The 24,387-nt window shown below is 74.0% G+C and carries 21 protein-coding genes and 1 pseudogene; 7 read left to right on the top strand and 15 right to left on the bottom strand.

From position 1 onward, the window contains the following. The first annotated feature begins 114 nt into the window (after positions 1-114). A complete protein-coding gene (locus ABZ693_RS27350) occupies positions 115-621 on the top strand; it encodes a DUF6790 family protein (RefSeq protein WP_359882385.1) in 507 nt (168 codons plus the stop codon). 129 nt (positions 622-750) lie between these two features. On the opposite strand, the gene ABZ693_RS27345 is transcribed toward ABZ693_RS27350, so the two are convergent. Together ABZ693_RS27345 and pyrG are read right to left on the bottom strand one after the other, a co-directional pair. Next, positions 751-1,377, bottom strand: a complete 627-nt coding sequence (locus ABZ693_RS27345; protein ID WP_359882382.1) for an NUDIX domain-containing protein — start codon at positions 1,375-1,377, stop codon at positions 751-753. Positions 1,378-1,509: 132 nt separating this feature from the next. Continuing rightward, positions 1,510-3,168, bottom strand: coding sequence for a CTP synthase (pyrG, locus tag ABZ693_RS27340; RefSeq protein WP_359882379.1), 1,659 nt, complete (start codon positions 3,166-3,168; stop codon positions 1,510-1,512). Between the two features lie 772 nt (positions 3,169-3,940). Here pyrG and ABZ693_RS27335 point away from each other — a divergent pair. From ABZ693_RS27335 to ABZ693_RS27325, 3 genes are all read left to right on the top strand, one after another. After that, positions 3,941-5,743: a glycoside hydrolase family 15 protein gene (locus ABZ693_RS27335; RefSeq protein WP_359882377.1), complete on the top strand. Its 1,803-nt coding sequence runs from the start codon at positions 3,941-3,943 to the stop codon at positions 5,741-5,743. Between the two features lie 80 nt (positions 5,744-5,823). After that, positions 5,824-7,233, top strand: a complete 1,410-nt coding sequence (locus ABZ693_RS27330; RefSeq protein ID WP_359882375.1) for an FAD-binding protein — start codon at positions 5,824-5,826, stop codon at positions 7,231-7,233. Between the two features lie 109 nt (positions 7,234-7,342). Further along, entirely contained in the window at positions 7,343-8,965 is a 1,623-nt protein-coding gene (locus ABZ693_RS27325) for a PucR family transcriptional regulator (protein WP_359882373.1), read from the top strand. Between the two features lie 34 nt (positions 8,966-8,999). Here ABZ693_RS27325 and ABZ693_RS27320 read toward each other — a convergent pair whose 3' ends face one another. Continuing rightward, positions 9,000-9,887 (bottom strand): NAD(P)-dependent oxidoreductase, encoded by an 888-nt coding sequence (locus tag ABZ693_RS27320; protein WP_359882370.1) that lies wholly within the window; start codon positions 9,885-9,887, stop codon positions 9,000-9,002. Positions 9,888-10,000: 113 nt separating this feature from the next. Here ABZ693_RS27320 and ABZ693_RS27315 point away from each other — a divergent pair, with 113 nt between their 5' ends. Further along, on the top strand, positions 10,001-10,366 hold the full coding sequence (locus ABZ693_RS27315; RefSeq protein WP_359882368.1) for a MerR family transcriptional regulator: 366 nt from the start codon (positions 10,001-10,003) through the stop codon (positions 10,364-10,366). A 60-nt stretch (positions 10,367-10,426) separates the two neighbouring features. Here the strand turns inward: ABZ693_RS27315 and ABZ693_RS27310 are convergent, their stop codons facing one another. From ABZ693_RS27310 to ABZ693_RS27285, 6 genes are all read right to left on the bottom strand, one after another. Continuing rightward, entirely contained in the window at positions 10,427-11,494 is a 1,068-nt protein-coding gene (locus tag ABZ693_RS27310; RefSeq protein ID WP_359882365.1) for a glycosyltransferase family 4 protein, read from the bottom strand. A gap of 73 nt (positions 11,495-11,567) precedes the next feature. After that, positions 11,568-12,338: a hypothetical protein gene (locus ABZ693_RS27305; RefSeq protein ID WP_359882362.1), complete on the bottom strand. Its 771-nt coding sequence runs from the start codon at positions 12,336-12,338 to the stop codon at positions 11,568-11,570. Further along, positions 12,338-14,083, bottom strand: coding sequence for a DNA repair protein RecN (gene recN / locus ABZ693_RS27300; protein WP_359882360.1), 1,746 nt, complete (start codon positions 14,081-14,083; stop codon positions 12,338-12,340). The genes ABZ693_RS27305 and recN overlap by 1 nt, the downstream gene beginning before the upstream one ends. 250 nt (positions 14,084-14,333) lie before the next feature. Then, entirely contained in the window at positions 14,334-15,311 is a 978-nt protein-coding gene (locus ABZ693_RS27295; protein ID WP_359882357.1) for an NAD kinase, read from the bottom strand. Beyond that, positions 15,308-16,123 carry a TlyA family RNA methyltransferase gene (locus ABZ693_RS27290; protein WP_359882355.1) on the bottom strand — a complete coding sequence of 272 codons (816 nt, stop codon included), beginning with the start codon at positions 16,121-16,123 and terminating at the stop codon, positions 15,308-15,310. Before ABZ693_RS27290 ends, ABZ693_RS27295 begins: the two co-directional genes overlap by 4 nt. Before the next feature lie 7 nt (positions 16,124-16,130). After that, positions 16,131-16,469: a hypothetical protein gene (locus tag ABZ693_RS27285; RefSeq protein WP_359882353.1), complete on the bottom strand. Its 339-nt coding sequence runs from the start codon at positions 16,467-16,469 to the stop codon at positions 16,131-16,133. Positions 16,470-16,512: 43 nt separating this feature from the next. On the opposite strand from ABZ693_RS27285, the gene ABZ693_RS27280 reads away from it, so the two are divergent. Further along, positions 16,513-16,860: an SCP2 sterol-binding domain-containing protein gene (locus ABZ693_RS27280; RefSeq protein WP_359882351.1), complete on the top strand. Its 348-nt coding sequence runs from the start codon at positions 16,513-16,515 to the stop codon at positions 16,858-16,860. Positions 16,861-16,952: 92 nt separating this feature from the next. On the opposite strand, the gene ABZ693_RS27275 is transcribed toward ABZ693_RS27280, so the two are convergent. From ABZ693_RS27275 to ABZ693_RS27260, 4 genes are all read right to left on the bottom strand, one after another. Then, positions 16,953-17,807, bottom strand: coding sequence for an ABC transporter ATP-binding protein (locus tag ABZ693_RS27275; RefSeq protein ID WP_359882467.1), 855 nt, complete (start codon positions 17,805-17,807; stop codon positions 16,953-16,955). Between the two features lie 38 nt (positions 17,808-17,845). Next, positions 17,846-18,883 carry a FecCD family ABC transporter permease gene (locus ABZ693_RS27270; protein ID WP_435842558.1) on the bottom strand — a complete coding sequence of 346 codons (1,038 nt, stop codon included), beginning with the start codon at positions 18,881-18,883 and terminating at the stop codon, positions 17,846-17,848. Next, positions 18,880-19,935, bottom strand: coding sequence for a FecCD family ABC transporter permease (locus ABZ693_RS27265; RefSeq protein ID WP_435842557.1), 1,056 nt, complete (start codon positions 19,933-19,935; stop codon positions 18,880-18,882). The genes ABZ693_RS27270 and ABZ693_RS27265 overlap by 4 nt, the downstream gene beginning before the upstream one ends. A gap of 85 nt (positions 19,936-20,020) precedes the next feature. After that, positions 20,021-21,097, bottom strand: coding sequence for an HAD hydrolase-like protein (locus ABZ693_RS27260; RefSeq protein ID WP_359882460.1), 1,077 nt, complete (start codon positions 21,095-21,097; stop codon positions 20,021-20,023). A gap of 79 nt (positions 21,098-21,176) precedes the next feature. Between ABZ693_RS27260 and ABZ693_RS27255 the strand changes: the two genes are divergently transcribed. Further along, the gene (locus ABZ693_RS27255; protein WP_359882348.1) at positions 21,177-22,463 is read left to right on the top strand and encodes a DUF1015 family protein; all 1,287 of its coding nucleotides are present in this window, start codon (positions 21,177-21,179) and stop codon (positions 22,461-22,463) included. A gap of 73 nt (positions 22,464-22,536) precedes the next feature. Here ABZ693_RS27255 and ABZ693_RS27250 read toward each other — a convergent pair whose 3' ends face one another. Together ABZ693_RS27250 and ABZ693_RS27245 are read right to left on the bottom strand one after the other, a co-directional pair. Next, positions 22,537-23,349 carry a tetratricopeptide repeat protein gene (locus ABZ693_RS27250; RefSeq protein WP_359882457.1) on the bottom strand — a complete coding sequence of 271 codons (813 nt, stop codon included), beginning with the start codon at positions 23,347-23,349 and terminating at the stop codon, positions 22,537-22,539. 357 nt (positions 23,350-23,706) lie between these two features. Continuing rightward, positions 23,707-24,387 (bottom strand): annotated as a pseudogene (locus ABZ693_RS27245) (hypothetical protein); the annotation flags it as partial.

Raw genomic sequence — 24,387 nt, 5'->3', positions numbered from 1 at the left:
ACGGCGCGGGGCCGGGGCCGGAGCCGCGTCGCACGGCTTGGCCTCTCTGAACCCTCTGGGCCCTCTGGCCTCTCTGGACTCTCGGCGAGCGGGGACGCGACGCACACTCAGCTCATGGGCAACTTCCCCTATGCCGTTCAGACCACCTTCCCACTGCTCTTCATGATCGTGCCCGCTCTCGGAGCGATGCTGAGCTGCCGCCGTCGCGGCCCGGGCCGGCCGGCGGCCGAGATCTGGCAGCGCTGGTGGGCCGTGGGCGCCCTTGGTGTCGGAAGCCTGTGGATCACCGTCTCGTTCCTGGCGGACCCCGAGGGCATGGCCGACGCCATCGGCTTCGCCCACTCGCCGTTCCAGTTCGAGATCGCCTTCACCAACCTCGGCCTCGCCGTGCTGGGTTTCCGCGGTGCGTCCGCCTCGCCCCGCGAGCGTCTTACCAGCGGGCTGGCGGCCGCCGCGTTCCTGTGGGGAGCCGCGATCGGCCACGTCCACCAGTGGTTCGCCCACGGCGACCACGCCGCCGGGAACACCGGCGGCATCCTCGCGGCCGACATCCTCGTCCCCGCCGTCATGATCGCCCTCGCCGCCCGGGACGTCCGCCGCACCGCCGGCCAGGCCGCCTGACCTCCCCCGTCCTGCCGGGGAGCTTGAGCAGCGGACCGGCCTGTCCGCCGTGGTCCACCGCGTCCAGGGACAGGGAACGCGGAAAACCTCGCCGCCGGTCCCTGGACAGGCCGTTCACCAGGGGCCTCGCTACGCCTCGAAGGGCCGGGCCGGCCAGGGCGCGTCCGCCGGGCGCAGGGTGTCGAGAGCGTCGGCCGCGCGGGCCGCCGCCAGCGAGAGGACACCGACGACCAGGCAGTTGTTGTGCAGCTCGCCGGCGAGCACACCGCGCACCAGCTCGGCGAGCGGCACGCGCGCGTACTCCATGTCGGCCTCCTCCTCGGAGACCTCGAAGCGCTCGCCGTCCGCCTCGGACAGGCCGCGGGCCAGGAAGATCCGCACGGCCTCGTCGCAGCCGCCCGGGGTGGTGTAGACGTCGGTGAGGACCCGCCAGTCCTCGGCCTTGACGTGCGCCTCCTCGTACAGCTCGCGCTGCGCGGCGTGCAGCGGGTTCTCGCCGGGCACGTCGAGCAGGCCGGCCGGGATCTCCCACAGCTTCTGCCGCACCGGGTGCCGGTACTGCTTGAGCAGCAGGACCCGGTCCTGCTCGTCGAGGGCGAGGACCGCGACCGAACCGGGGTGCACCTGGTAGTCGCGGCGGGCGACCCTGCCGTCCGGCATGACCACGTCGTCCGTGCGGACACTCGTCTTGTTTCCGGTGAACGGGGTGGCGGTGGCGGTGATCCGCCACTCCTCCGGGGTGTCCTGCACCTGCATCGGTAGTCCTTCCAGATGTCCGCGTGACATGCGCGGCCCGCGTACGGGAGCCGCACGCGTGGCCGCAGACGAAAGCCGGGGCGCGGACCCCCGGAAAGGGACCCGCACCCCGGCAACGGTAACGCCCGGCGCTTACTTGGCCGGCTTCCCCGTCTTGCGCTCGACGGCCGCCTTCACCAGGCCCGCGAACAGCGGGTGGGGGCGGGTCGGGCGGGACTTGAGCTCCGGGTGCGCCTGGGTGGCGACCAGGTAGGGGTGGATGTCGCGCGGGTACTCGACGAACTCGACGAGCTTGTTGTCCGGGGAGGTGCCGGAGAAGACCAGACCGGCCTTCTTCTCCAGCTCCGCGCGGTACGCGTTGTTCACCTCGTAGCGGTGACGGTGGCGCTCCTCGACGTACGGCTCGTCGGCGTAGGCCTCGCGCACGACGGAGCCCTCGGCGAGCTTCGCCGGGTAGAGACCGAGACGCATGGTGCCGCCCAGGTCGCCCGCGCCCTCGACGTACGCCAGCTGCTCCTCCATCGTCGAGACGACGGGGTGCGCGGTGGCCGGGTCGAACTCGGTGGAGTTGGCCTCGGGGATGTCGGCCAGGTTGCGCGCGGCCTCGATCACGATGCACTGGAGGCCCAGGCAGATGCCGAGCAGCGGGACCTTGTTCTCGCGGGCGTAGCGGATCGCGCCGACCTTGCCGGCCACACCGCGGTCGCCGAAGCCGCCGGGGATCAGGATGCCGTCGACGTCGCCGAGGTGCTTCTCGGCGCCGGCCTGGGTCTTGCACTCGTCGGAGGGGACCCACTTGACCTTGACCCGGGCGCGGTTGGCGAAGCCGCCGGCGCGCATGGCCTCGGTGACCGACAGGTAGGCGTCGGGCAGGTCGATGTACTTGCCGACGAGCGCGACGGTGACCTCGTGCTCCGGGTTGTGGACGCGGTCCAGGAGGTCCTCCCAGACGGTCCAGTCCACGTCGCGGAACGGCAGGTCGAGCTTGCGGACGACGTAGGCGTCCAGGCCCTCGGTGTGCAGCACCTTCGGGATGTCGTAGATCGACGGGGCGTCGATCGCGGCGACGACCGCGGCCTCGTCGACGTCGCACATCAGCGAGATCTTGCGCTTGATGGCGGTGGGGACCTCGCGGTCGGCGCGCAGCACGATGGCGTCCGGCTGGATGCCGATGTTGCGCAGGGCGGCGACCGAGTGCTGGGTCGGCTTGGTCTTCAGCTCGCCGGAGGGGCCGATGTAGGGCAGCAGCGAGATGTGCACGACGAAGACGTTGTCGCGGCCGACCTCGTGGCGGACCTGACGGACGGTCTCCAGGAACGGCAGCGACTCGATGTCGCCGACCGTGCCGCCGACCTCGGTGATGACGACGTCGACGTCGTCGGTCGCCATGCGGCGGATGCGGGACTTGATCTCGTTGGTGATGTGCGGGATGACCTGCACGGTGTCACCGAGGTACTCGCCGCGCCGCTCCTTGGCGATGACCTGCGAGTAGACCTGGCCGGTGGTGACGTTGGCCGAGCCGTCGAGGTCGACGTCGAGGAAGCGCTCGTAGTGGCCGATGTCCAGGTCGGTCTCGGCGCCGTCGTTGGTGACGAACACCTCACCGTGCTGGAAGGGGTTCATCGTGCCCGGGTCGACGTTCAGGTAGGGGTCGAGCTTCTGCATCGTGACCCGCAGGCCCCGGGCCTTGAGAAGCGCGCCCAGGCTGGAGGCGGTCAGGCCCTTGCCGAGGGAGGAGGCGACACCCCCGGTGACGAAGATGTGCTTGGTCGTCGTGTTTTTGGGCGGCATCGCCAAGAGGGGGCTCCCGTGGGTCGCGTTCTGGAGGTGCGTACCGGCGTTGCCTCCGGAAGAATCGGGGGTCGCCGTCGCTGCGGTTTCGGTGTCCTCGGCTGTTGCCGTTTCCCACCGGTCCACGGGGTACCAGGGTATCAGCGACATCGGGAGACCGCTTCCGGCCACACGGGGGAGTCGGGCGCGCACGGTCCGCGACGCGCCGGCGCGCGGAGGACGGAAGCGGCGCGGAACGGGCACGGGAAGCACACCGTACGCGCGCGTGAAGCGCGTGGTCCGGGCGCCGGAAGAGCGTGGTCCGGACGGCGCGGCGACCGAGGGAAGGGAGTGGAACCGGCGCGATGCCGATCGTGACGCGGAGACAGGACGGATGCCGTACGGGACCCTCGCGGGCGCGGTCCGGGACGGCCGGGCCCGCCGGCCGGAGGCGGGAGCGCGCGTCGCGCGTCGCCCGCCCGCCCCCGTCCGGCGCCCACAGTCAAGACCGTTCACCCGATCGGAGCAGTCCCGCCGATCGCCCCGGCACCCTGTCCGCCCGGCCCCGCCGGTCGCCGGACCCGCCATATCCTGCTCGGAAACGCACCGCCGGGCCTGCCGGGCAGCGCGTCGCCCCGTCTCCTTTCCTGGAACGTCGCCTGGGCGGTGCCCCCAATCTGGTAATCAAGACCCCGTCAACGGTCCCTTGACCGCTGACCTGCCGTCTGACCTGTCGTCGGCGCCCCGCTGCGCGGGGTGGCGGACGTGGCCGTTCTGTCTGGAGTGAAAGCACGTGGCCGGGCGCATCGAGGATTACGCACTCATCGGAGACATGCAGACCGCCGCCCTGGTCTGCCGGGACGGCAGTGTCGACTGGCTCTGCCTGCCCCGCTTCGATTCGCACGCCGTGTTCGCCGGGCTGCTCGGCACCGAGGAACACGGGCTCTGGCGGATCGGGCCGGCCGGTACCGAGGGGACACCCGCGGCCTCCGCCGACCGCCGCCGCTATCTGGGCGACTCGCTCATCCTGGAATCCGAGTGGGACACCCCGCGCGGCACCATCCGGGTGACCGACTTCATGCCCCCTCGCGAGGACACCCCGCAGCTGATCCGGATCGTCGAGGGGATCAGCGGCCGGGTGGCGGTGCGCTCCAGCCTGCGGATGCGGTTCAGCTACGGCCGGGTGGTGCCGTGGGTGCACAAGGTCGGCGACCGCACGGTGGCCGTCGCCGGCCCGGACTCGGTCTGGTTCGACACGGCCGCCGAGACGCACGGCCGCGACCTCACCACGTACTCCGACTTCACCGTCACCCCGGGCGAGAAGGTCGCCTTCACGCTCTCCTGGCAGCCCTCCCACAAGGAGCCGCCGGCGCTGCCGGACCCGGAGGGCTCGCTGGAGGCGACGGCCGAGTTCTGGCGCGAGTGGGTCGAGCACTGCACGTACCACGGCCCCTACCGGGAGGCGGTGGTCCGCTCGCTGATCACCCTGAAGGCGCTCACGTACGCGCCGACCGGCGGCATCGTCGCCGCGCCGACCACCTCCCTGCCCGAGGAGATCGGCGGCGTCCGCAACTGGGACTACCGCTACACCTGGCTGCGGGACGCGGCGATCACCCTCTCCTCCATGCTGCGCACCGGCTACCGCGAGGAGGCCCGCGCCTGGCGGGACTGGCTGCTGCGCGCGGTCGCGGGCGACCCGGAGAACCTCCAGATCATGTACGGCATCGCCGGCGAGCGCGAGCTCGGCGAGGCGGAGCTGGACTGGCTGCCGGGCTACGAGAACTCCGGCCCCGTCCGGATCGGCAACGGCGCGGCGGGCCAGCTCCAGCTCGACGTGTACGGCGAGGTCACCGAGGCCCTCCACCTGGCGCATATGACCGGCCTGTCCCGCAACGACTACGCCTCCCTCCTCCAGATCAAGCTGATCCAGTACCTGGAGACCCACTGGAACGAGCCCGACGAGGGCATCTGGGAGGTCCGCGGCCCGCGCCGCCACTTCACCCACTCCAAGGTCATGGCCTGGGTGGCGGTCGACCGCACGATCAAGCTGATCGAGTCCGGCGACGCCGACGGCCCGCTGGAGCGCTGGCGCGCGCTGCGCGACGAGATCCACCGGGACGTGTGCGAGAAGGGCTACGACCCGGAACGCAACACCTTCACCCAGTCGTACGGCTCGCGGGAGCTGGACGCCTCGCTGCTGCTGATCCCGCAGATGGGCTTCCTGCCGCCGGACGACAAGCGGGTCATCGGCACGATCGAGGCGATCCAGCGCGAGCTGGCCACGGAGGACGGCTTCGTCCTGCGCTACCCGACCGCCGGCGAGGAGGCGGGCGTGGACGGTCTGGAGGGCGACGAGGGCGCGTTCCTGGCCTGCTCGTTCTGGCTGGCCGACGACCTGGCGATGATCGGCCGGGTCGACGAGGCCCGCAAGCTCTTCGAGCGGCTGCTGTCGCTCCGCAACGACCTGGGCCTGCTCGCCGAGGAATGGGACGCCCGGCTCCAGCGCCAGGTGGGCAACTTCCCCCAGGCGTTCAGCCACGTCCCGTTGATCGACACGGCCCTGCGGCTGACCGCCTCGGGCGCGTACGGCGGCTGACGGCCGTTCGACACGCGGCGCGCGGGGGCCGGATCTACGATGAAAGGGTCCTGTCCCCCCGTACGAAAGGGGGGCATCCCATGGCTCCCCGGACCAGTGCTTCCGCCGTCGCTCTCGACGCCCTGCGCGAGGACCTCGCCGGGCAGGTGCGTGTACCGGGCGATCCGGGCTACGACGAGGCCCGGATCGTCTTCAACGCGATGGTCGACCGGCAGCCGGCGGTCATCGCCCAGTGCGAGACGCCGGAGGACGTCGCCAACGCGGTGGTCTTCGGCCGGGAGGCCGGTCTGCCGATCGCGGTGCGCGGCGGCGGACACAGCGTGGCCGGTACGGCCCTCGGCGACGGCGCGCTGGTGGTGGATCTGCGGCGGATGCGCCAGGTGGTCGCGGACCCCGAGCACATGACGGTACGGATCGCGGGCGGGGCCACGATCGGCGATCTGGACCGGGCCTGCGAACCGTTCCACGTGGCCGTGACCGGCGGGCGGGCGTCCACCACCGGGGCCGGCGGGTTCGTCCTGGGCGGCGGATCCGGCTGGCTGGAGCGGAAGTACGGGCTGGCCTGCGACAACCTGCTGGCCGTGGAGCTGGTGACGGCCGAGGGCGGGCATGTGCACGCGGACGCCACCGAGAACCCCGAACTGTTCTGGGCGCTGCACGGAGGCGGCGGGAACTTCGGGGTCGTCACCTCGATGACCCTGCGGGTGCATCCGCTGCCGGAGTTCGGCTTCGTGCTGCTGTTCTTCCCGCCGGAGAAGGGCCCCGAGGTCCTCCGGGCGTACCGGGACCTGCTCGCGGACGCGCCCGGCGAGGCCGGCGGCGGCGGGATCTACCTCGTCGCGCCGCCCGAGCCGTTCGTGCCCGAGGAGATCCAGGGCACGCTGGTCTGCGCCACCCTGGTGACCTGGGCGGGCCCGGCCGCCGACGCCCGCGCGTTCGCCGCGCCGCTGTTCGCCCTCGGGCCGTCGGTGGAGGTGGCCATGGCCGTCCCGTACGCCGACTTCCAGTGCATGCTGGACGACCCGCCCGGGATGCGGAACTACTGGTCGGCCGAGTATCTGGCGGAGTTCCCGGACGCCGCCGTGGACGCGTTCTGCGCCCAGTCGGCCGGGATGATCGTGCCCTCGGGCACCCAGCACGTGCTGTTCCCGATGGGCGGGCGGATGGCCGACGACCCGGCCGGATCGCCGATCGGCTGGCGGTCGGCGGCCTGGGCGGTCCACCCGTTCGGGGTGTGGGCCGATGCGGCCGACGACGAGCGAGGGATCCAGTGGGTGAAGGACGTCCGCGCCGCCGTGCGGCCGTGGTCGACCGGCGCCGTCTATCTGAACTTCATCGGCACCGAGGGCGAGCAGCGGGTGGTCCGGGGCTTCGGCGAGGACAACCACCGGCGGCTGGCCCGGGTGAAGGCCCTGTACGACCCCGACAACGTCTTCCGCTTCAACCACAACATCGCGCCGGCCCCCGACCCGGGCCTGTTCCGGGCCTGACACACAGCCGACAGAGGCCGGAACCACCCCTGACCTGCTTCTGACCTGCGCATGTCGAGACACATCCGAGACGTGACGCGGCGGGGAACCCCGGGTAGCGTCCGGCTCCATGGAGAGTCAGGGCGGGATCACCGTGCAGCGGGCGCTGGAACTTCCGGGGCTGCGCGGCGGTCTTCCGGAGGTCGTGGCGGGCGCCGACCGACTGCACCGTACGGTGCGCTGGGTGCACGCGGGCGAGACGTCGAACATCGCCTCGCTGCTCAAGGGCGGGGAACTGCTGCTCACCACCGGCCTCGGGCTCGGTACCCGGCCGGCCGAGCAGCGGGCGTTCGTCCGGCGGCTCGCCGATCGGGGCATCGCCGCGCTCGTGGTGGAACTGGGCTCGCGGTTCAGCCGGCTGCCGGCCACCGTCGTCGAGGCGGCCAGGACGGCCGGGCTGCCCCTCGTCCAGCTGCACCGCGAGGTCGCCTTCGTCGCCGTGACGGAGGAGATCCACACCGAGATCGTCAACGGCCACTACGCCCTGCTGCGCCGGGCCGGCGAGGTCCACCGCACCTGCACCGAGGCGCTGCTCGGCGGCGGCGGGATCCCGCAGGTGCTGCGCATCCTCGCGGACTTCTCGCTCAACCCGGTGTTCCTGGAGACCCCGGACGGCCAGCTGCTGTACGCGGCGGGCACCGGGTCCGCGCCCGCCGACCCGCTCCAGGTGTGGGAGGGGCTGCGCGGGCAGCGGGCGGCGCGCGAGTCCGGGCCGCCGACGGGCGCGGTCCTCGTGGACGTGCCGGGCGGCGGGCCGGGGACCTCGTCCGTACGCGCCCGGCTGGTGCTGCTCGCCGTCTCCTCCCCCATGACGCCGGTGCACCGGATGGCGGCCGAGCGGGCCGCCGGGCTGATCGCCGTCGTCCTCATGCAGGCCCGGCAGGAGGAGGAGCTGGCCGCGCGCGGCCGGGGCGACTTCCTGACCGACCTCGCCGAGGGCCGGGTGTCGGCCGAGGACGCCCCCGCCCAGGCCCGGGTACTGGGTTTCCGGCCGGGCGACGGCCCGCTCCTGCCGGTCGTGATGCGGCTGGCCTCGGAGTTGTCCGCGTCGGGCAACTGGGCGCTGCTGGCCCGCGCCGTCCTGGAGGAGCTCGGGACCATCGGGGTGCCGGTGCTGCTCGGGGTGCGTCCGGTGGAGGGCCGGGTGCCGCTGCTGCTCGGGCTGCGCGCGGAGTCGGAGCGTACGGCGGTCGCGGATCGGGTCGCGGCGGCGCTGCGGGCCGGGGTCGAGCGGGCCGGTCTGGAGCGCGCGGGCGTCCATCCGCCGGTCGTGGTGGTGGGGGTCGCGGGCGGCTGGGCGGCGGCCTCGGCGGGGCTGCGGCACGCGGCCGAGACGGCGACGGCGGCCCAGGGCCTGTCGGACCAGCCGTGGTACGACGCCCGGCGCCTGGACACGGACCTGCTGCTGTGGCGGCTGCGGGACCATCCGGACCTCGCGGCCTTCGTGGACCGCGCGATCGGCCCGCTGCGCGATCACGACCGCACCTCGCGGCCGCCGCTGCTGCCCACCCTGGAGACGTATCTCGCGCACGCGGGCCGCAAGGCCGAGACCGCCCGCGAGCTGCATCTCAACCGCCAGACCCTCTACAACCGGCTGGCTCGCATCTCCGAACTCCTCGGCACCGACCTCGACGACCCGCAGACCGTCCTGGCCCTGAGCCTGGCGCTGCGGGCCCGGCGGCACACCGGCTGACGGGCCGGGGCCGGCCGGGCGTCCGCGCGGCGGTTCACGGCCTGCGGAAGTACCGGATCAGCGTCGCGTAGCCCTCGCCGCCCCGCCCGTCCGCCATCGCCCGCGCCGCCGTCTCCCGGACGAGGCGCGGCAGTTCGGTGCTGACGCCGAGGGCCTCGCTCTCGTGGACGAGGTGGTCCATGGCGGCGACGTGCGTGTCGAGGCCGGCGTCGTCGCCCGGGAAGGCGCCCTCGTCGATCTGCCGCGCGTACCCGGCCAGCCAGCCGGCGACGGTGCCCACGCCCGGCCCGGCGACCTTCTCGAACGCGGCGGCGTCCACCCCCGCGGCGCCGAGCAGGGCGGCCCCCTGGAGGAAGCCGTTGAGGACGCTCCACATGAGGCCGAGCATGGCGACGTCGTACAGGGCCGCCAGGCCGTGGTCCGCCCCGAGGTGCTCGGCTCCCCCGCCGAGCGCGCGCAGCGCCGGCCCGTACGTGTCGAACGATGCGCGCGGCCCGCTGAACAGGAGCGCCGCGTCCGCGGTGCCGATGCCCTGCGGAACGGTCAGGATCGCCCCGTCCAGATACGCGGCGGCGCCCCGCTCCGCCGCCCACGCGGCGGTCTCGCGGGCCTCCTCCGAGGTGCCCGAGGTGAGGTTGACCAGGGTGCGGCCCGCCAGGGCCGGGGCGGCGGGACCGAGGAGGGTGCGGACGGCCGCGTAGTCCGAGACGCAGACGATCACGAGCCCGCTCGCCGCGACGGCCTCGGTCACCGATGCGGCGGCGACGGCGCCCCGCCCGGCGAGTTCCGCCGCCTTGGCCGGCGTGCGGTTCCACACGGTCACGGGATGCCCGGCGGCCAGGAGCGCCGCGGCCAGGGCCCGGCCCATCAGGCCGAGGCCGAGGACCGTGACGGGAACGGGGGTGGTGTCGTGCTGGGGCATGGGTCAGCTCCTTCCGAAAAAGGGTGGTCGCCCGAAGGGGCCGTGGCACGATCCTGAACGTTCACACCGGTATGAAGGTCAAGCGGAGAATCCGGGGACGAGGGGAAACGGCCATGCGGATCGGGGAGTTGAGCCGGCGGACCGGCGTGCGCACGCACCAGCTGCGCTACTACGAGGCCCAGGGCCTGCTGCACCCGGAGCGCGCGCCCTCCGGGTACCGCGCCTACGGGGAGGACGCCGTGGCGACCGTGCGCCGGATCAGGCGGCTGCTCGCGGCCGGCCTGTCGACCGAGGACATCGCCTATCTGCTGCCGTGCGCGACGGGCACGGGCCCCGATCTGGCGCCCTGCGACGAGCTGCTCGACTTCCTGCGCACCCGGCTGGACGGCATCGACCAGTCCATCGACACGCTCCAGCGCTCCCGCGAGGCGCTGCACGGCTACCTCGAACGGACGGAACGGCTCCTGCGGGCCGCCTGAGGCGGGCGCGAACCCGGCGGCCCCAGGCCCGAGTTCGCGTCCGTCTCATTCGCGCCCGTCTCAGCGGCCGGTGAGCTCGTCGTACACGCTCAGGACGTGCGCGATCGTCTCGTCCTCCGTCGGCCAGCCGCGCGCCTGCACCCGTCCCGCCGCCGCCAGGTCGAGGCGCCGGTCGGTGTCGTCGAGGAGGCCGCGGACGGTGCCGGCGAGCGCGGCGGCGTCGCCGTACGGGACCAACTCGGCCGCGTCGCCGACCAGTTCGGGCACGCCGCCGACGGCCGTGGCGACGAGCGGCACGCCGAGCCGCAGCGCCTCCTGGGCCAGCATCGAGCGGGCCTCCCACCGGGACGGAAGGACGGCGACGTCGGCGGCGGCGAGGAGTTCGGCGATGTCGGTGCGGCGGCCGAGGAGCCGCACGGCGAGGCCCTCCGTCTCGATCCGCCGCTGCAGTCCGGCCCGTTCGGGCCCCTCCCCCGCGATGACGAGCAGCGGCTGCGGGTCGAGATCGCGCCAGACCCGGGCCGCGTCGAGCAGTGTCCGATAGCCGCGCCCGGGCCGCAGCGCGCCGACGGCCATCAGCAACGGCCGGTCCACGGCGCCGAGTTCGGCCCGCGCCTTGCCGTCGTGCAGACAGACCGGGGCGTGTGCGGCAGGTATGGTCACGGGCGCGAGCCGGGCGTCCCGGGCGCCGCGCCGCCGGGCCCGGTCGACGAGCTCGGAGGAGGTGCCGAGCACGACGGCCGCCGCCCGTACGGTCCGCCGTTCCAGCATCCGTACGAGCCCGGCGCGGGCGCCCTCGGCGTGACCGCGGGTGTGCCAGGTGGTCACGAGCGGGGTGGCGGGCTCGGGGGTGCCGGACAGCGCGAGCGCGGCCCGTACCGAGGCGTTGAGGCCGTGCGCGTGGACGACGTCGGCGCCGATGCACGCGTTGCGCAGCGCGGCGACGCTCGGCACCGGGACGACGTCCGCGCCGGCGCCCAGGAAGTCGTAGGCATGGTCGAGCCCGGGCGGCGCGCACACGGTCACCCGCACACCTCGCGCCACCAGCCCCGAGGCGAGTGATCTGACGTGCGCGCCGCTTCCCGCGCTGCCGCCGCCCAGCACTTGGACCGTACGGAGCTGAGTCACGCGCCCAAGGATGCCAGTCCGTACGCGCGTTCCGGCACCGAAGAGGCTGCCTGGCCGGGTCCGCCGCCGTAACTCAGGCCTCGGATTCACTCACACGAGTGAAGTCGAGCGTGCGTGCGACCTCGCTGATCCGGTCGCCGTACGCCGCGGCCGCGACCAGCCCGGCCGCGTGGGCGGCGAGCCCGAACCGCCCGTTGGCGGCGGCGATCGCGCTGCCCAGGGCGGCCCCGAGCGCGTGCGCCCCCATGTCCCCGAGCATGCCGCGTTCGCCCAGGTCGTCGGCGAGGACCGCGGCCGCGGCGCCCATCGGCGCGGCGGCGAGCGAGCCGCGCAGCAGCCCCGGCGCACCGAGACCCAGGACCAGCAGGCCGGCCCGCCCTGGCCGGACGTCGACCAGGTTGACCAGGTGCGCGGTGCCCGCGACGACGACCCCGGCGAGGATCTTGTCGACGGGCCGCTCCTTCAGCAGCGCCCCGGCCACCAGCCCGGCGGTGGCGACGCCGATCAGCTTGACGGCCCCGCTGGTCACCTCGCCGCCCCGCAGCGCCGTCAGATGCGCCCGGAACCCGCGCCGTTCGTCCCCGCGCAGATCGTCGTACCGCCCGCAGACGGCCCCGGCGGCGGTGGCGACCACGGCGGGCACCACCGGCAGGGCGGCGAGGGCCGTACCGCCGGCCGCGGCGGCGCCGGCCAGCGCGGAGACGGTGCGGCCGGCGTGGTTGGTGTGCTCCCAGCTCGCCGGATCGCCGGGCGGCCGGGGGCTCATCGCCCGGTGCGCGGCACGGGTCGCGGCGAACGCGGCGGCGAACCGGACGGCCCGCCCGGCTCGGTACGGCAGTCGCATCAGGCGCCCGCCGTCCGCGCCGTGGCGAGCAGTTCCTCGGCGTGCGCCCGCGCGGTCTCCGAGTCCTCCTGCCCGGCGAGCATCCGGGACAGCTCGCGCACCCGGTCCTCGCCTTCCAGGACGGTGACACCGGAGCGGGTGACGGAACCGTCGTTGGTCTTCTCGACGAGCAGCTGACGGTCGGCGAAGGCCGCCACCTGCGGGAGGTGGGTGACGACGACGACCTGCGCGGTCTTCGCCAGCTTGGCGAGCCGGCGGCCGATCTCGACCGCCGCCTTGCCGCCGACGCCCGCGTCGACCTCGTCGAACAGGTACGTGGGCACCGGGTCCGTACCGGCGAAGACGACCTCGACCGCCAGCATCACCCGGGACAGCTCGCCGCCCGAGGCGCCCTTGGCGATCGGCCGCGGCGGGGCACCGGGGTGCGGCGCGAGAAGCAGTTCGACCTCGTCGGCGCCGGCCGGCCCGTAGGCGACCCGGCGGCCGCCGACCTCGACGCCCTCGGGGTCCTCGGTCTGCCCGAGGGCGAACGAGACCCGGGCGTGCGGCATGGCGAGCGAGGCCAGCTCGGCGGTGACGGCTCCGGCGAACCGGTCGGCCGCCTCGGTCCGCGCGTCGGTGAGGCGCTGGGCGAGCACCGACAGCTCGTCGCGCAGCCGGTCGCGTTCGGCGGTCAGTTCGTCGATCCGCTCGTCGTCGCCGTCGAGCTCGGCGAGCCGGGCGCCGCTCCGCTCCGCCCAGGCGAGGACGGCGGCGACGTCCTCGCCGTACTTGCGGGTGAGCTGGGTGAGCGCCGCGCGCCGCTCCTCGACGGCGGCGAGCCGCCGCGGGTCGGCGTCCAGGTCGTCGGCGTATCCGGCGAGTTCGCCGGCCACGTCGGAGAGCAGGATGGAGATCTCGCCCATCCGTTCGGCGAGCGCGTCGAGCGCCGGGTCGTGCGACCGTACGGCCTCCAGGGCCCGGCCCGCGCCCGCGACGAGCGTCGTGGCGTCCACGGCCTCCGGGTCCTCGGGCTGCCCGGCGAGCGCCGCGTGCGCGAGGGCGGCGGCGGAGGCCAGGGCCTCGGCGTGGCCGAGCCGCTCGGCCTCGGCGGCCAGTTCGACGTCCTCGCCGGCGCGCGGCTCCACCGCCTCGATCTCACCGAGCCCGAAGCGCAGCAGATCGGCCTCCTGCGCCCGCTCCCGGGCCCGGGTGGTGATCTCCTCCAGCTCGGTGGTGACGGCCCGCAGCCGCCGGTACGCGGCCCCGTACACGGCCAGCGGCCCGGCGACCGCCTCGCCCGCGTACCGGTCGAGCGCGCCCCGCTGCCGGGCCGGCTTGAGCAGGCCCTGCTGGTCGGTCTGGCCGTGCACGGCGACGAGTTCGTCGGCGAGTTCGGCCAGCAGCCCGACGGGCACGCTCCGGCCGCCGAGATGGGCGCGGGAACGCCCCTCGGCGGAGACGGTACGGGTGACCAGCAGCGCGCCCTCGTCGAGCGCGGCCCCCGCCTCCTCGGCGCGCACGGCGACCTGCGCGCCCGGGGGCAGCGCGATGCGCCCCTCGACCACGGCGGCCCCGGCGCCGATCCGCACCAGGGCGGGGTCGGCGCGCCCGCCGAGCAACAGCCCGAGACTCGTCACGACCATCGTCTTGCCCGCACCGGTCTCGCCCGTCACCGCGGTGAAACCGGGCGACAGCTCGACGACAGCGTCGTCGATGACTCCGAGTGACCGTATCCGCATCTCCTCCAGCACGCCCATGACCATACGAGGTTTTCCCCACCCGATGCCACGCAGCCCCGCCCGCACCACCCACGGCACCGGCCGAGGCCACTCCACCCCGCCCTCTTCCTCGTACGCCAGGAAGCACGGCCCGAGGGAGTGGCCACCGCCCTCGTGATTGACGGCCGCACCTGCCCCCTCGGCTCCCCCACCGGCGGACGGGGGCCCATGACCCGCACCCCCGAAAACGCCAAAGGGCGGCGCCCGCCACGGCACCGCCCTCCAGAAGTCCGGCTCAGCGCTGCGACCCGCCCCTCCACCCGGACACCGGCAGCGCGAACTTCGCCACCAGCCGGTCCGTGAAGGACGCGTGGTGCAGCCGGGCGAGCCGGACCGGTACGGCGCCGCGCCGGACCTCGACGCGCGCGCCGGCCGGGAGCTCGACCGTGCGGCGCCCGTCGCACCAGAGCACGCCGTGCGGGGTGTGCGGTTCGACCTCGACGGCGAGGACGGAGTCGGGGGTGGTGACGAGCGGCTTGGCGAACAGGGCGTGCGCGCCGATCGGCACCATGAGGAGCGCTTCGACCTCGGGCCAGATGACCGGCCCGCCGGCGGAGAAGGCGTACGCGGTGGAGCCGGTCGGCGTCGCGCAGATCACCCCGTCGCAGCCGAAGCCGGTCACGGGACGGCCGTCGATCGCGAGGACGACCTCCAGCATGCGTTCCGGGGACACCTTCTGCACGGCGGCCTCGTTGAGCGCCCAGTCGCGGTGCAGGACGTCGCCGTTCTGGTAGACGGCGACGTCGAGGGTCATCCGTTCCTCGACCTCGTACGCGCGGGTGACGACCCGGTCGACGACCTTGTCGAGGTCGTCGCGTTCGGCTTCGGCGAGGAAGCCGACGCGGCCCAGGTTGACGCCGAGCATCGGCACGCCGGAGGCGCGGGAGAGTTCGGCGCCGCGCAGGAGGGTGCCGTCGCCGCCGAGGACGACGAGGAGTTCGCAGCCGTCGAGGGGGTCGGGGCAGCCTTCGGCCACACGTTCGACGGAGGGCGGCAGCGGCAGATCGGCGGCCTCGGCTTCGAGGACGCGGACGCCGATGCCGCAGCGCAGCAGGCCGAGGACGACGAGTTCGGCGCTGCGTACGGCGGCGGGCCGGCCGGTGTGGGCGAGCAGGAAGACGGTACGGGCGGGTGCGCGGTCCCGGTCGTGGTCGTGGTGGTCACCACGGGGATCGCGGGTGTTTCCGGTCGCTGTGTTCGAGGGTGTGGTCAACGAGGTCCTTCCGCCACGGCGCGGTCGACGTCCGCGGGATCGAGGGCGGGCCCCCCGGCCCGCAGCCACAGAAAGTACTCGACGTTGCCGGACGGGCCGGGCAACGGGCTGGCGGTGACGCCGAGGACGCCGAGCCCGAGTTCGCCGGCCCGCCGGGCGACGTTCTTCACGGCGTCGGCGCGCAGCTCGGTGCTGCGGACGACGCCGCCGGTACCGAGCCGTTCCTTGCCGACCTCGAACTGCGGCTTGACCATGAGGACCAGGTCGGCGTCGGGGGCGGTGCAGGAGACGAGGGCGGGCAGGACGAGCCCGAGCGGGATGAAGGACAGGTCGCCGACGACGAGGTCGGCGGGGATGCCGTCGATGTCGTCGAGGGTCATCTCGCGGACGTTGGTGCGGTCCTTGACGGTGACCCGTTCGTCGCTCTGCAGCGACCAGGCGAGCTGTCCGTAGCCGACGTCGACGGCGACGACGTGGGCGGCGCCGGCGCGCAGCAGCACGTCGGTGAAACCGCCGGTGGACGCGCCGGCGTCGAGGGCGCGCCGGCCTTCGACGCGCAGCCCCTGGGGCACGAACGCGGCGAAGGCGCCGGCGAGCTTGTGGCCGCCGCGCGAGACGTAGTCGGGGTCGCTGTCGTCGGCGGCGACGACGATGGCCGCCGCGGTCTCGACCTGGGTGGCGGGCTTGGTGGCGACGGTCTTGCCGACGGTCACCCGGCCCGCGGCGATCAGCTGGCTGGCGTGCTCGCGCGAGCGCGCGAGTTTGCGCCGTACCAGCTCGGCGTCGAGACGGCGGCGTGCCGGTCCTGCCACGTTCGGTTCAGCTCCTGTTGTCGTACGGACGGGGTGGTGCGGGGGCCGGCGGTGTGTCGAGCGCGGTGAGCTCGGCACGCAGGCCCCGGTGTACATCCTCGTACACGCCGAGGTGTCCGTCCGCCGTGAGGTGGTCCGCGGCGGCGAGCCGGTCGAGCAGCGTGTCGACGGCGGGCCGCCCGGTGGGGGTCCGTACGACCCCGAGGGGCGCGGCCGCGGCGGCCTCGTTCGGGTCGCCGGTCTCCTCACGCGGACCTTCGGGCGGGCCCTCGTACGGGGCGTCACCCGGCCGGTCCGGGGCGGCGGGCTCCGCCGTGCGCGGGGCTTCGGGGGTCGCGTCGCTCATGCCCCGACGCTACCGCGAACACGCTGGGGTACGGTCGACGGCGATGGCGACGATCATGGAGTGCCGTACGGCACTGAGCAGGCTTTCGGACAGTCTTTCGCGCGCGAACGGTACGGCGCGCGGGGCCTCCGCCCTCGACCGCACCCTGAGCTGCCACCTCACCGACCTGGACACCACGTTCACGGGCCGACTGGCGGGCGGCCGGATCGAGGTCGACGGCACGGCGCCGGGAGCTCCCCGTGACAAGGCGCAGATCCGGCTGCGGATGACCGGCGACGACCTGGTCGCGATGGTCGACGGCCGGCTGGACTTCGCGCGGGCCTGGGCCTCGGGCCGGGTGGGCCTGGAGGCGGGTTTCCGTGATCTGCTGCGCCTGCGGTCGCTGCTGTAGAAGGCCCCGCCGAGGGCAGATTCCCGACATATGCCCGACCGGTAGGCATGTGCCCAGTCATCGCCTCTCGGATCTCAAGGTCAGGCTCAGGTTCAGACTTTCAGCGCCGGCCGCGCCCGGCGGGCGGCCGGCACGACGAGCGGGGTGCCCGTCTCCGGGTCCTCGATGACCTGGCAGCGCAGCCCGAAGACGTGCTCGACCATGGCGGCCGTGACGACCTCGCGCGGCGGACCCCCGGCGACGACCTCGCCGTCCCGGCAGGCGATGAGATGGGTGGCGTACCGGGCCGCGTGATTGAGGTCGTGGAGCACGGCGACGAGCGTGCGGCCCTGGTTCTCGTGGAGTTCGGCGCACAGGTCGAGGACGTCGATCTGGTGCTGGATGTCGAGGAAGGTCGTCGGCTCGTCGAGCAGCAGCAACGGCGTCTGCTGGGCCAGTGCCATGGCGATCCAGACCCGCTGGCGCTGACCGCCGGACAGCTCGTCGACGTACCGCCCGGCCAGAGCGTCGACGCCGGTCGCGGCCATCGACTCCTCGACGATCCGCTCGTCCTCGGGCGACCACTGGCGCAGCAGCCCCTGGTGCGGGTAGCGGCCCCGGGCGACCAGGTCGGCGACGGTGATGCCGTCCGGCGCGAGGGAGGACTGCGGCAGCAGTCCGAGCGTGCGGGCGACCTTCTTCGCCGGCATCGTGTGGATGGCCTGCCCGTCCAGCAGCACCCGCCCCCGCGTGGGCTTCAGCATCCGTGACAGGGCGCGCAGCAGGGTGGACTTGCCGCACGCGTTGGGGCCGACGATCACGGTGAAGGAGCGGTCGGGGATCTCGACGCTCAGGTCGCGGGCGATGACCCGCTGGTCGTACGCGAGCGTGACCGCGTCGGCGCGCAGCCGCGCCGCCCCCTCCCCCGCCCCGTACCCCTGGCCCTGGCCCTGGTCGTCCGTGCCCATGCTCGCGCTGCCTCCGCCGTCGACGATGTTCCGGATGGTCATATGCGTCCCGCCTTCCGTTCGCTGACGAGCAGCCACAGCAGGTAGCAGCCGCCGAGGACGCCGGTGACCACGCCCACCGGCAGCTGTCGCTCCCCGAACGCGTGCGTGGCGGTCCAGTCGGCGACGAGCAGCAGCGCCGTGCCCATGAGCGCGGACGCCGCCAGGTTCGGCCCGGGCGCGCGGGTCAGCCGGCGGGCCAGCTGCGGGGCGCTGAGCGAGACGAAGACGATCGGTCCGGCGGCGGCCGTGGCGACGGCCACCAGCAGCACCGCCGCGCCCATCAGCAGGAGCCGGGTCCGTTCGACCGGTACCCCGAGCGCGTACGCGGCGTCGTCGCCCATCTCCAGCATCCGCAGCGCCCGGCCGTGCCCGAGGACCAGCGGCAGCAGCACGCAGCTGACGCCGAACAGCGGCCAGAAGTGCGCCCAGTCGCGCCCGTCGAGCGATCCGGTCATCCACACCACGGCCCGGGTCGCGTCGGCGAGCTGGGCCTTGGTGAGGAGGTAGTGGATGACGGCGGTGAGCATGGCGGCGGCGCCGATGCCGACGAGCACGAGCCGGTAGCCGTGCACCCCGCGCTTCCAGGCGAGCAGGTAGATCACGACGCCGGTGACGAGTCCGCCGACGATCGAGCCGCCCGCCGCCGCCCACGTGCCGCCCTGGAAGAGGACGATGACGATGAGCGCGCCGACGGCGGAGCCCTGGCCGAAGCCGATGACGTCGGGGCTGCCGAGCGGGTTGCGGGAGAGGGACTGGAAGACCGCGCCGCCGACGCCGAGCGCCGCGCCGGTGAAGACGGCGACGAGGACGCGCGGCAGCCGCAGGTCCATGACGGCGAACCGCTGCACCTCCGTGCCGCCGCCGAGCAGGGTGGCGACGACGTCGCCGGGCGCGACGGGGAAGTCGCCGCTGCCGATGAGCACGACCGCGGCGGCGAGGGCGAGCAGCAGCAGGCCGAGCAGGCAGGCGAGGGTGCGCGGCGCGTACCGGACGGACAGGCCGCCGGTGGCCGAGCGCAGCGTCTTGGTGGTCACAGCCGGGCCATCCTCTTGCGGCGGACGAGATGGATGAAGACGGGGCCGCCGAGGAGCGCCGTCATGATGCCGACCTGGAGTTCGGCGGGCCGGGTGACGACCCGCCCGATGACGTCGGCGCCGAGCAGCAGGACCGGCGAGAGCACGGCGGCGTACGGCAGGATCCAGCGCATGTCGGGGCCGGTGAGCGCCCGGACGAGGTACGGGACCATCAGGCCGAGGAACACGATCGGGCCGCAGGCGGCGGTCGCCGCGCCGCACATCAGGGTGACGGCCACCATGGCGACGACCCGGGTCCGGTTGAGGTGAGCGCCCAGCGCGCGGGCGGTGTCGTCGCCCAGCTCCATGGCGTTCAGGGGCCGTGCGATGAGCAGCGCGAGGACGGCGCCGACGAGGATGAAGGGGGCGACGCGGACGACGGTGTCCGTGTTCGCGGAGGCGAGCGAGCCGACGGTCCAGAAGCGCAGCCGGTCCAGGGCCGCGGAGTCCAGCAGCTGTACGGCGTTGACGTAGCCGTAGAGGGCGGCGGTGGCCGCGGTGCCGGCGAGCGCGAGCCGCACGGGCGTGGCGCTGCGGCTGCCGCCGAGGACGTACACGGCGACGGAGACGACGGCGGCGCCCGCGAACGCGAACCACACGTACGCGTCGGCGTCCGTGACACCGAGGAAGGAGATCGCGGACACGACGGCCGCGGCGGCACCGGCGTTGACGCCGAGCAGGCCGGGCTCGGCGAGCGGATTGCGGGTCAGCCCCTGCATGACGGCGCCGGACAAGCCGAGGGCCAGGCCGACGAGCAGACCGAGCAGGGTGCGGGGGACGCGGACGTCGCGGATGACGATGTCGTTGCCGGCCCCGGTGGAGTGGAACAGGCCGTGCCAGACGTCGGCGAGCGGCACCGGTTTGGCGCCGATCATGATGCTCAGGACGCAGACCAGCAGCAGGACGGCGACGGCCGCGGCCAGTCCGGCCGCCCGCAGAGCGGTGCGGCGCGGGGGCGTCGGGGCAGGGGGAACCGGCTCCGCGCTCGTACGGGAGGAACTCTCGACCAACACGAAGTTAGGTTAGCCTACCCTGCCTTGGGGGTGGGGGTGCGGTCTCCGAGCCGGGGCCCGCACCCCTCACCTCACCCCCGGCGCGTCACGCGAGCCCGAGCCGCTCCAGCGCCTTGCCCGCGTCCAGCCCGCACGCCCCGGCGCCGGCGTCGGTCCACGCGGCGGCGCACAGCGCCCGTACCCCGTCCAGCGGGTCCAGGCCGTCGCCCTCGACCTCACCGTCGAGGAGCAGCGCTCCCCCGCTCACCGACGCGGTCCAGCCCCCGCACGCGAACGCGGCACCGTCGGCGCCCGCCGTCTCGGTCACCTCCGGTTGCGGCACGAGCAGCCCGCGCAGGTCCGCCGCCACGTACGTCGGCCGGTGCTCGGGCACCGCCGCGAGCAGCAGCGCCACATCCGTCACGCCGGTGAGCACGAGCAGCGAGTCCACGCCGCCGTTGAACGCCCCCTCGATGTCCGTGTCCAGCCGGTCGCCGACCACCAGCGGCCGCTCGGCCCCGGTCCGCAGCACGGTCTCCCGGTGCATCGGGGGCAGCGGCTTGCCCGCCACCTTCGGCTCCGCACCCGTGGCGATCCGGACGACCTCCACCGCCGCGCCGTTCCCCGGCCCGATCCCGCGGGCGCTCGGAATGGTCCGGTCGGTGTTCGAGGCGTACCAGGGCAGCCCGCGCCCCACCGCGTAACTCGCCTCCGCGAACCGCCCCCACGGCAGCTCCGGCCCGCCGTACCCCTGCACCACGGCGACCGGGCCGTCGTCCGCCGACTCCACCGGCACCAGGCCGCGCTCGCGCAGCGCCACCCGCAGTCCCTCGCCGCCGATCACCAGGACCCGCGAGCCGGGCGGCACCTCGTCGGCCGCCAGCCGGGCCACCGCCTGCGCGGAGGTGATCACGTCGGACGGCTCGGAGGGCACCCCGAGCTCCGTCAGGTGCGCCGCAACGGTGTCGGGGGTGCGCAGCGCGTTGTTGGTGACGTACGCGAGACGCATCCCGCCGGCCCGGGCCGCGCCCAGCGCCTCGACCGCGTGGGCGATGGCGTGCCCGCCCGCGTAGTACACGACTCCGTCCAGGTCGAGCAGCGCCGTGTCGTACGCCTCGCTCAGCGCGACCGCGCTGCCGTCCGGCCGATTCCTGTCGCGCCGGCCCCGGCCGCTTCCCGTCATCGTCATGTACTCCTCAAATCCCTGGGCGAAATCCCCGCTCTCCCGATCATCGCTCATGGCCACCGCCTACGATGTCGAGATGAACACCTCAGGTCACGCGGCCGACGACGTCCGCGCCCCCGGTCTCCGGCTGAGCCCCTTCCGGGGCCTCAGATACGTCCCCGAGCGGGTCGGCAGCCTGGCCGCCGTGACCTCCCCGCCGTACGACGTCATCGTCCGGCCCGACGGACTGCTGCATCTGGAGTCCGCCGACCCCCACAACATCGTGCGGCTGATCCTGCCGCAGGCCATCACCGCCGGCACCCGGCACCGCAAGGCCGCGGTCACCCTGGACCGCTGGATCGCCGACGGCATCCTCGCCCCGGACCCCGAGCCCGCCCTGTACGTGTACGAGCAGCGCGGCGACGGCCTCCTCCAGCGCGGCCTGATCGGCGCCCTCGCGCTCTCCGAGCCCGCCGAAGGCATCGTCCTCCCGCACGAGGACGTCATGCCGCACGTCGTCGAGGACCGGGCCGCCCTGATGCGCTCCACCGCCGCCAATCTGGACCCGCTGCTGCTCACCTACCGCGGTGAGGGCGACGGCGCGGCCGCGGTCGTCGACCGGGTGGCCGCGACCGAACCACTGCTCTCCACGACCACCGAGGACGGCTTCCGGCACAGTCTCTGGGCGGTCACCGACCCGGCCGACCTCGCCACCATCGACACCGAACTCGCCCGCCACCAGGCCCTCATCGCCGACGGCCACCACCGCTGGGCGACGTATCTGCGGCTGCGCGACGAACACGCCGAGCCCGGCCCCTGGGGCCTCGGCCTGGTGCTGCTCGTCGACACCGCGCGCTACCCCTTGCGGGTCCGCGCCATCCACCGGCTGCTCCAGCGGCTGCCGGTCGCGAACGCCCTGGCCGCGCTCGGCGACGGCTTCCGGGTCACCCGGATCGACGGCCCGCTGTCCGCCGCCCAAGAGGCGCTGGCCGCGGCCGCCGCCGAGGGCAACGCCTTCGTCCTCGCCGGCGACGGCGCCTTCCACCTCCTCGACCGGCCCGACCCGGAGCTGCTCGCCCGCACGATCCGCACCGACCGCCCGGAGGCCTGGCGCACGCTGGACGCCACGGTCCTGCACGCCACCCTCCTGGAGCACGTGTGGCACATCCCGGACGCCCCGGAGGACATCGCGTACATCCACGACACGGCCGCCGCCGTCGCCCAGGCGGAGCGGCGCGGCGGTACGGCGGTCCTCATGCACCCGGTGAAGGAGGAGGTCGTCCGGGACCTGGCCCGGCAGGGCGTCACCATGCCCCGGAAGTCGACCTCGTTCGGGCCGAAGCCGGCGACGGGTCTGGTGCTGCGGAGTCTGGCGCTCGACTGACCCCTGATACGCCGAAGGGCGGCACCCCTCGGGGTGCCGCCCTTCATTCATGCGCGCGTATCCGCGAGGGACGTCAGTTCTTGTCGTCCTCGTCGGCCTTGGGGGCCTCGTCCGCTTCGTCCGCCTCGTCGGCGAGCTCGGCCGTGTCCTCGTCCTCGTCTTCGTCCGCCGTGGCGTCGGCGGCGGCCGGCTCCTCGTCGTCCGACTCGTCGAGCGCGTCGACGAACTCGACTCCGTCCATCTCGGCGAGCCGGTCGGAGGCGTCCGTGGAACCGTCCTTGTCGGCCTCCACCGCCTTCGCGAACCACTCGCGCGCTTCCTGCTCACGGCCGGCCGCGAGCAGCGCGTCGGCGTAGGCGTAGCGCAGACGGGCGGTCCACGGGTGGTGGGCGCTGGAAGCCAGCTCGGGGCTCTGCAGGGTCACGATGGCCGCGTCGAGCTGGTCCATGTCCCGGCGGGCGCCGGCGGCGACGAGCCGCATCTCGACCTGTCCGGCCCGGTCCAGCTTCTGCACCTCGGGCTCGCCGGCCATCGCCAGCGCCCGCTCCGGACGGCCGAGGCCGCGCTCGCAGTCCGCCATGACGGGCCACAGCTCGACGCTGCCGGTCATCCGCCGCGCGGCACGGAACTCGGCCAGCGCCTCGGAGTACTTCTGCGTCGCGTACGCGGCGAAGCCGGCGGCCTCGCGGACGGCGGCGACACGGGAGGCGAGCCGCAGCGCGATCCGGGAGTAGTCGTACGCCCTCTCCGGGTCCTCGTCGATGAGCTGGGCGACCATGACCAGGTTGCGGGCGACGTCCTCGGCCAGCGTCTTGGGCAGGCTCATCAGCTCCTGACGCACGTCCGGGTCGATCTCGTCACCGGTGACCTCCGGGGGGATCGGCAGACGCTTGACCGGCGGACGATCGTTGCCCCGGTCGTCGCGGTAGCCACCGCCGCGGTTGTCGTCACGGCGCGGACCGCCGCGGAAGCCGCCGCGGTCGCCGCCGTCCCGACGGTCGTCCCGCCCACGGAACCCGCCGCCGCCACGCCGGTCGTCCTCACGACGCGGCCCACGGGGCCGCTCGTCGCGACGGTCGTCACGACGGAAACCACCGCGGTCGTCCTGCCGGTCATCACGACGGAACGACGGACGCTCGTCACGGCCGCGGCTGTCGCCGCCACGGTTGTCGTCACGACGGAACGACGGACGGTCGTCACGACGGTCATCGCGACGGAAACCGCCCCGGTCGTCCTGACGGTCATCACGACGGAACGACGGACGCTCGTCGCGACGGAACGAGGGACGCTCATCCCGACGCTCGTCGCGACGGAACGACGGGCGGTCGTCACGGCGGAAACCGCCCCGGTCGTCCTGCCGGTCATCACGACGGAACGACGGACGGTCGTCACGGCGGAAGCCGCCACCACGGCTGTCGCCGCCACGGTCGTCACGGCGGAAACCGCCCCGGTCGTCCTGACGGTCATCACGACGGAACGACGGACGGTCGTCACGGCCGCGGCTGTCGCCGCCACGGTTGTCGTCACGACGGAACGACGGACGGTCGTCACGGCCGCGGCTGTCGCCGCCACGGTTGTCGTCACGACGGAACGAGGGACGGTCGTCACGACGGTCATCGCGACGGAAACCGCCCCGGTCGTCCTGACGGTCATCACGACGGAACGACGGACGGTCGTCACGACGGAAGCCGCCACCACGGCTGTCCCCACCGCGGTTGTCATCGCGACGGAAACCACCACCACGGCTGTCCCCACCGCGGTTGTCGTCACGACGGAAGCCGCCGCCACGGTTGTCGTCACGACGGAAACCACCACCACGGCTGTCACCGCCACGGTTGTCGTCACGACGGAAACCACCACCACGGCTGTCACCGCCACGGTTGTCGTCACGACGGAAACCACCACCACGGCTGTCACCGCCACG

Origin of the sequence: Streptomyces laurentii (genome assembly GCF_040635425.1) — a bacterium.
Classification (GTDB): Bacteria; Actinomycetota; Actinomycetes; order Streptomycetales; family Streptomycetaceae; genus Streptomyces; species Streptomyces laurentii.
This window is presented reverse-complemented; position numbering and strand designations above follow the sequence as displayed.

Coding starts and splice junctions, on each gene's coding strand:
- ABZ693_RS27350 (WP_359882385.1), top strand. CDS start 115: ATGGGCAACTTCCCCTATGCCGTTCAGACCACCTTCCCACTGCTCTTC.
- ABZ693_RS27345 (WP_359882382.1), bottom strand. CDS start 1,377: ATGCAGGTGCAGGACACCCCGGAGGAGTGGCGGATCACCGCCACCGCC.
- pyrG (WP_359882379.1), bottom strand. CDS start 3,168: ATGCCGCCCAAAAACACGACGACCAAGCACATCTTCGTCACCGGGGGT.
- ABZ693_RS27330 (WP_359882375.1), top strand. CDS start 5,824: ATGGCTCCCCGGACCAGTGCTTCCGCCGTCGCTCTCGACGCCCTGCGC.
- ABZ693_RS27325 (WP_359882373.1), top strand. CDS start 7,343: ATGGAGAGTCAGGGCGGGATCACCGTGCAGCGGGCGCTGGAACTTCCG.
- ABZ693_RS27320 (WP_359882370.1), bottom strand. CDS start 9,887: ATGCCCCAGCACGACACCACCCCCGTTCCCGTCACGGTCCTCGGCCTC.
- ABZ693_RS27315 (WP_359882368.1), top strand. CDS start 10,001: ATGCGGATCGGGGAGTTGAGCCGGCGGACCGGCGTGCGCACGCACCAG.
- ABZ693_RS27305 (WP_359882362.1), bottom strand. CDS start 12,338: ATGCGACTGCCGTACCGAGCCGGGCGGGCCGTCCGGTTCGCCGCCGCG.
- recN (WP_359882360.1), bottom strand. CDS start 14,083: ATGGTCATGGGCGTGCTGGAGGAGATGCGGATACGGTCACTCGGAGTC.
- ABZ693_RS27285 (WP_359882353.1), bottom strand. CDS start 16,469: ATGAGCGACGCGACCCCCGAAGCCCCGCGCACGGCGGAGCCCGCCGCC.
- ABZ693_RS27280 (WP_359882351.1), top strand. CDS start 16,513: ATGGCGACGATCATGGAGTGCCGTACGGCACTGAGCAGGCTTTCGGAC.
- ABZ693_RS27275 (WP_359882467.1), bottom strand. CDS start 17,807: ATGGGCACGGACGACCAGGGCCAGGGCCAGGGGTACGGGGCGGGGGAG.
- ABZ693_RS27260 (WP_359882460.1), bottom strand. CDS start 21,097: ATGACGGGAAGCGGCCGGGGCCGGCGCGACAGGAATCGGCCGGACGGC.
- ABZ693_RS27255 (WP_359882348.1), top strand. CDS start 21,177: ATGAACACCTCAGGTCACGCGGCCGACGACGTCCGCGCCCCCGGTCTC.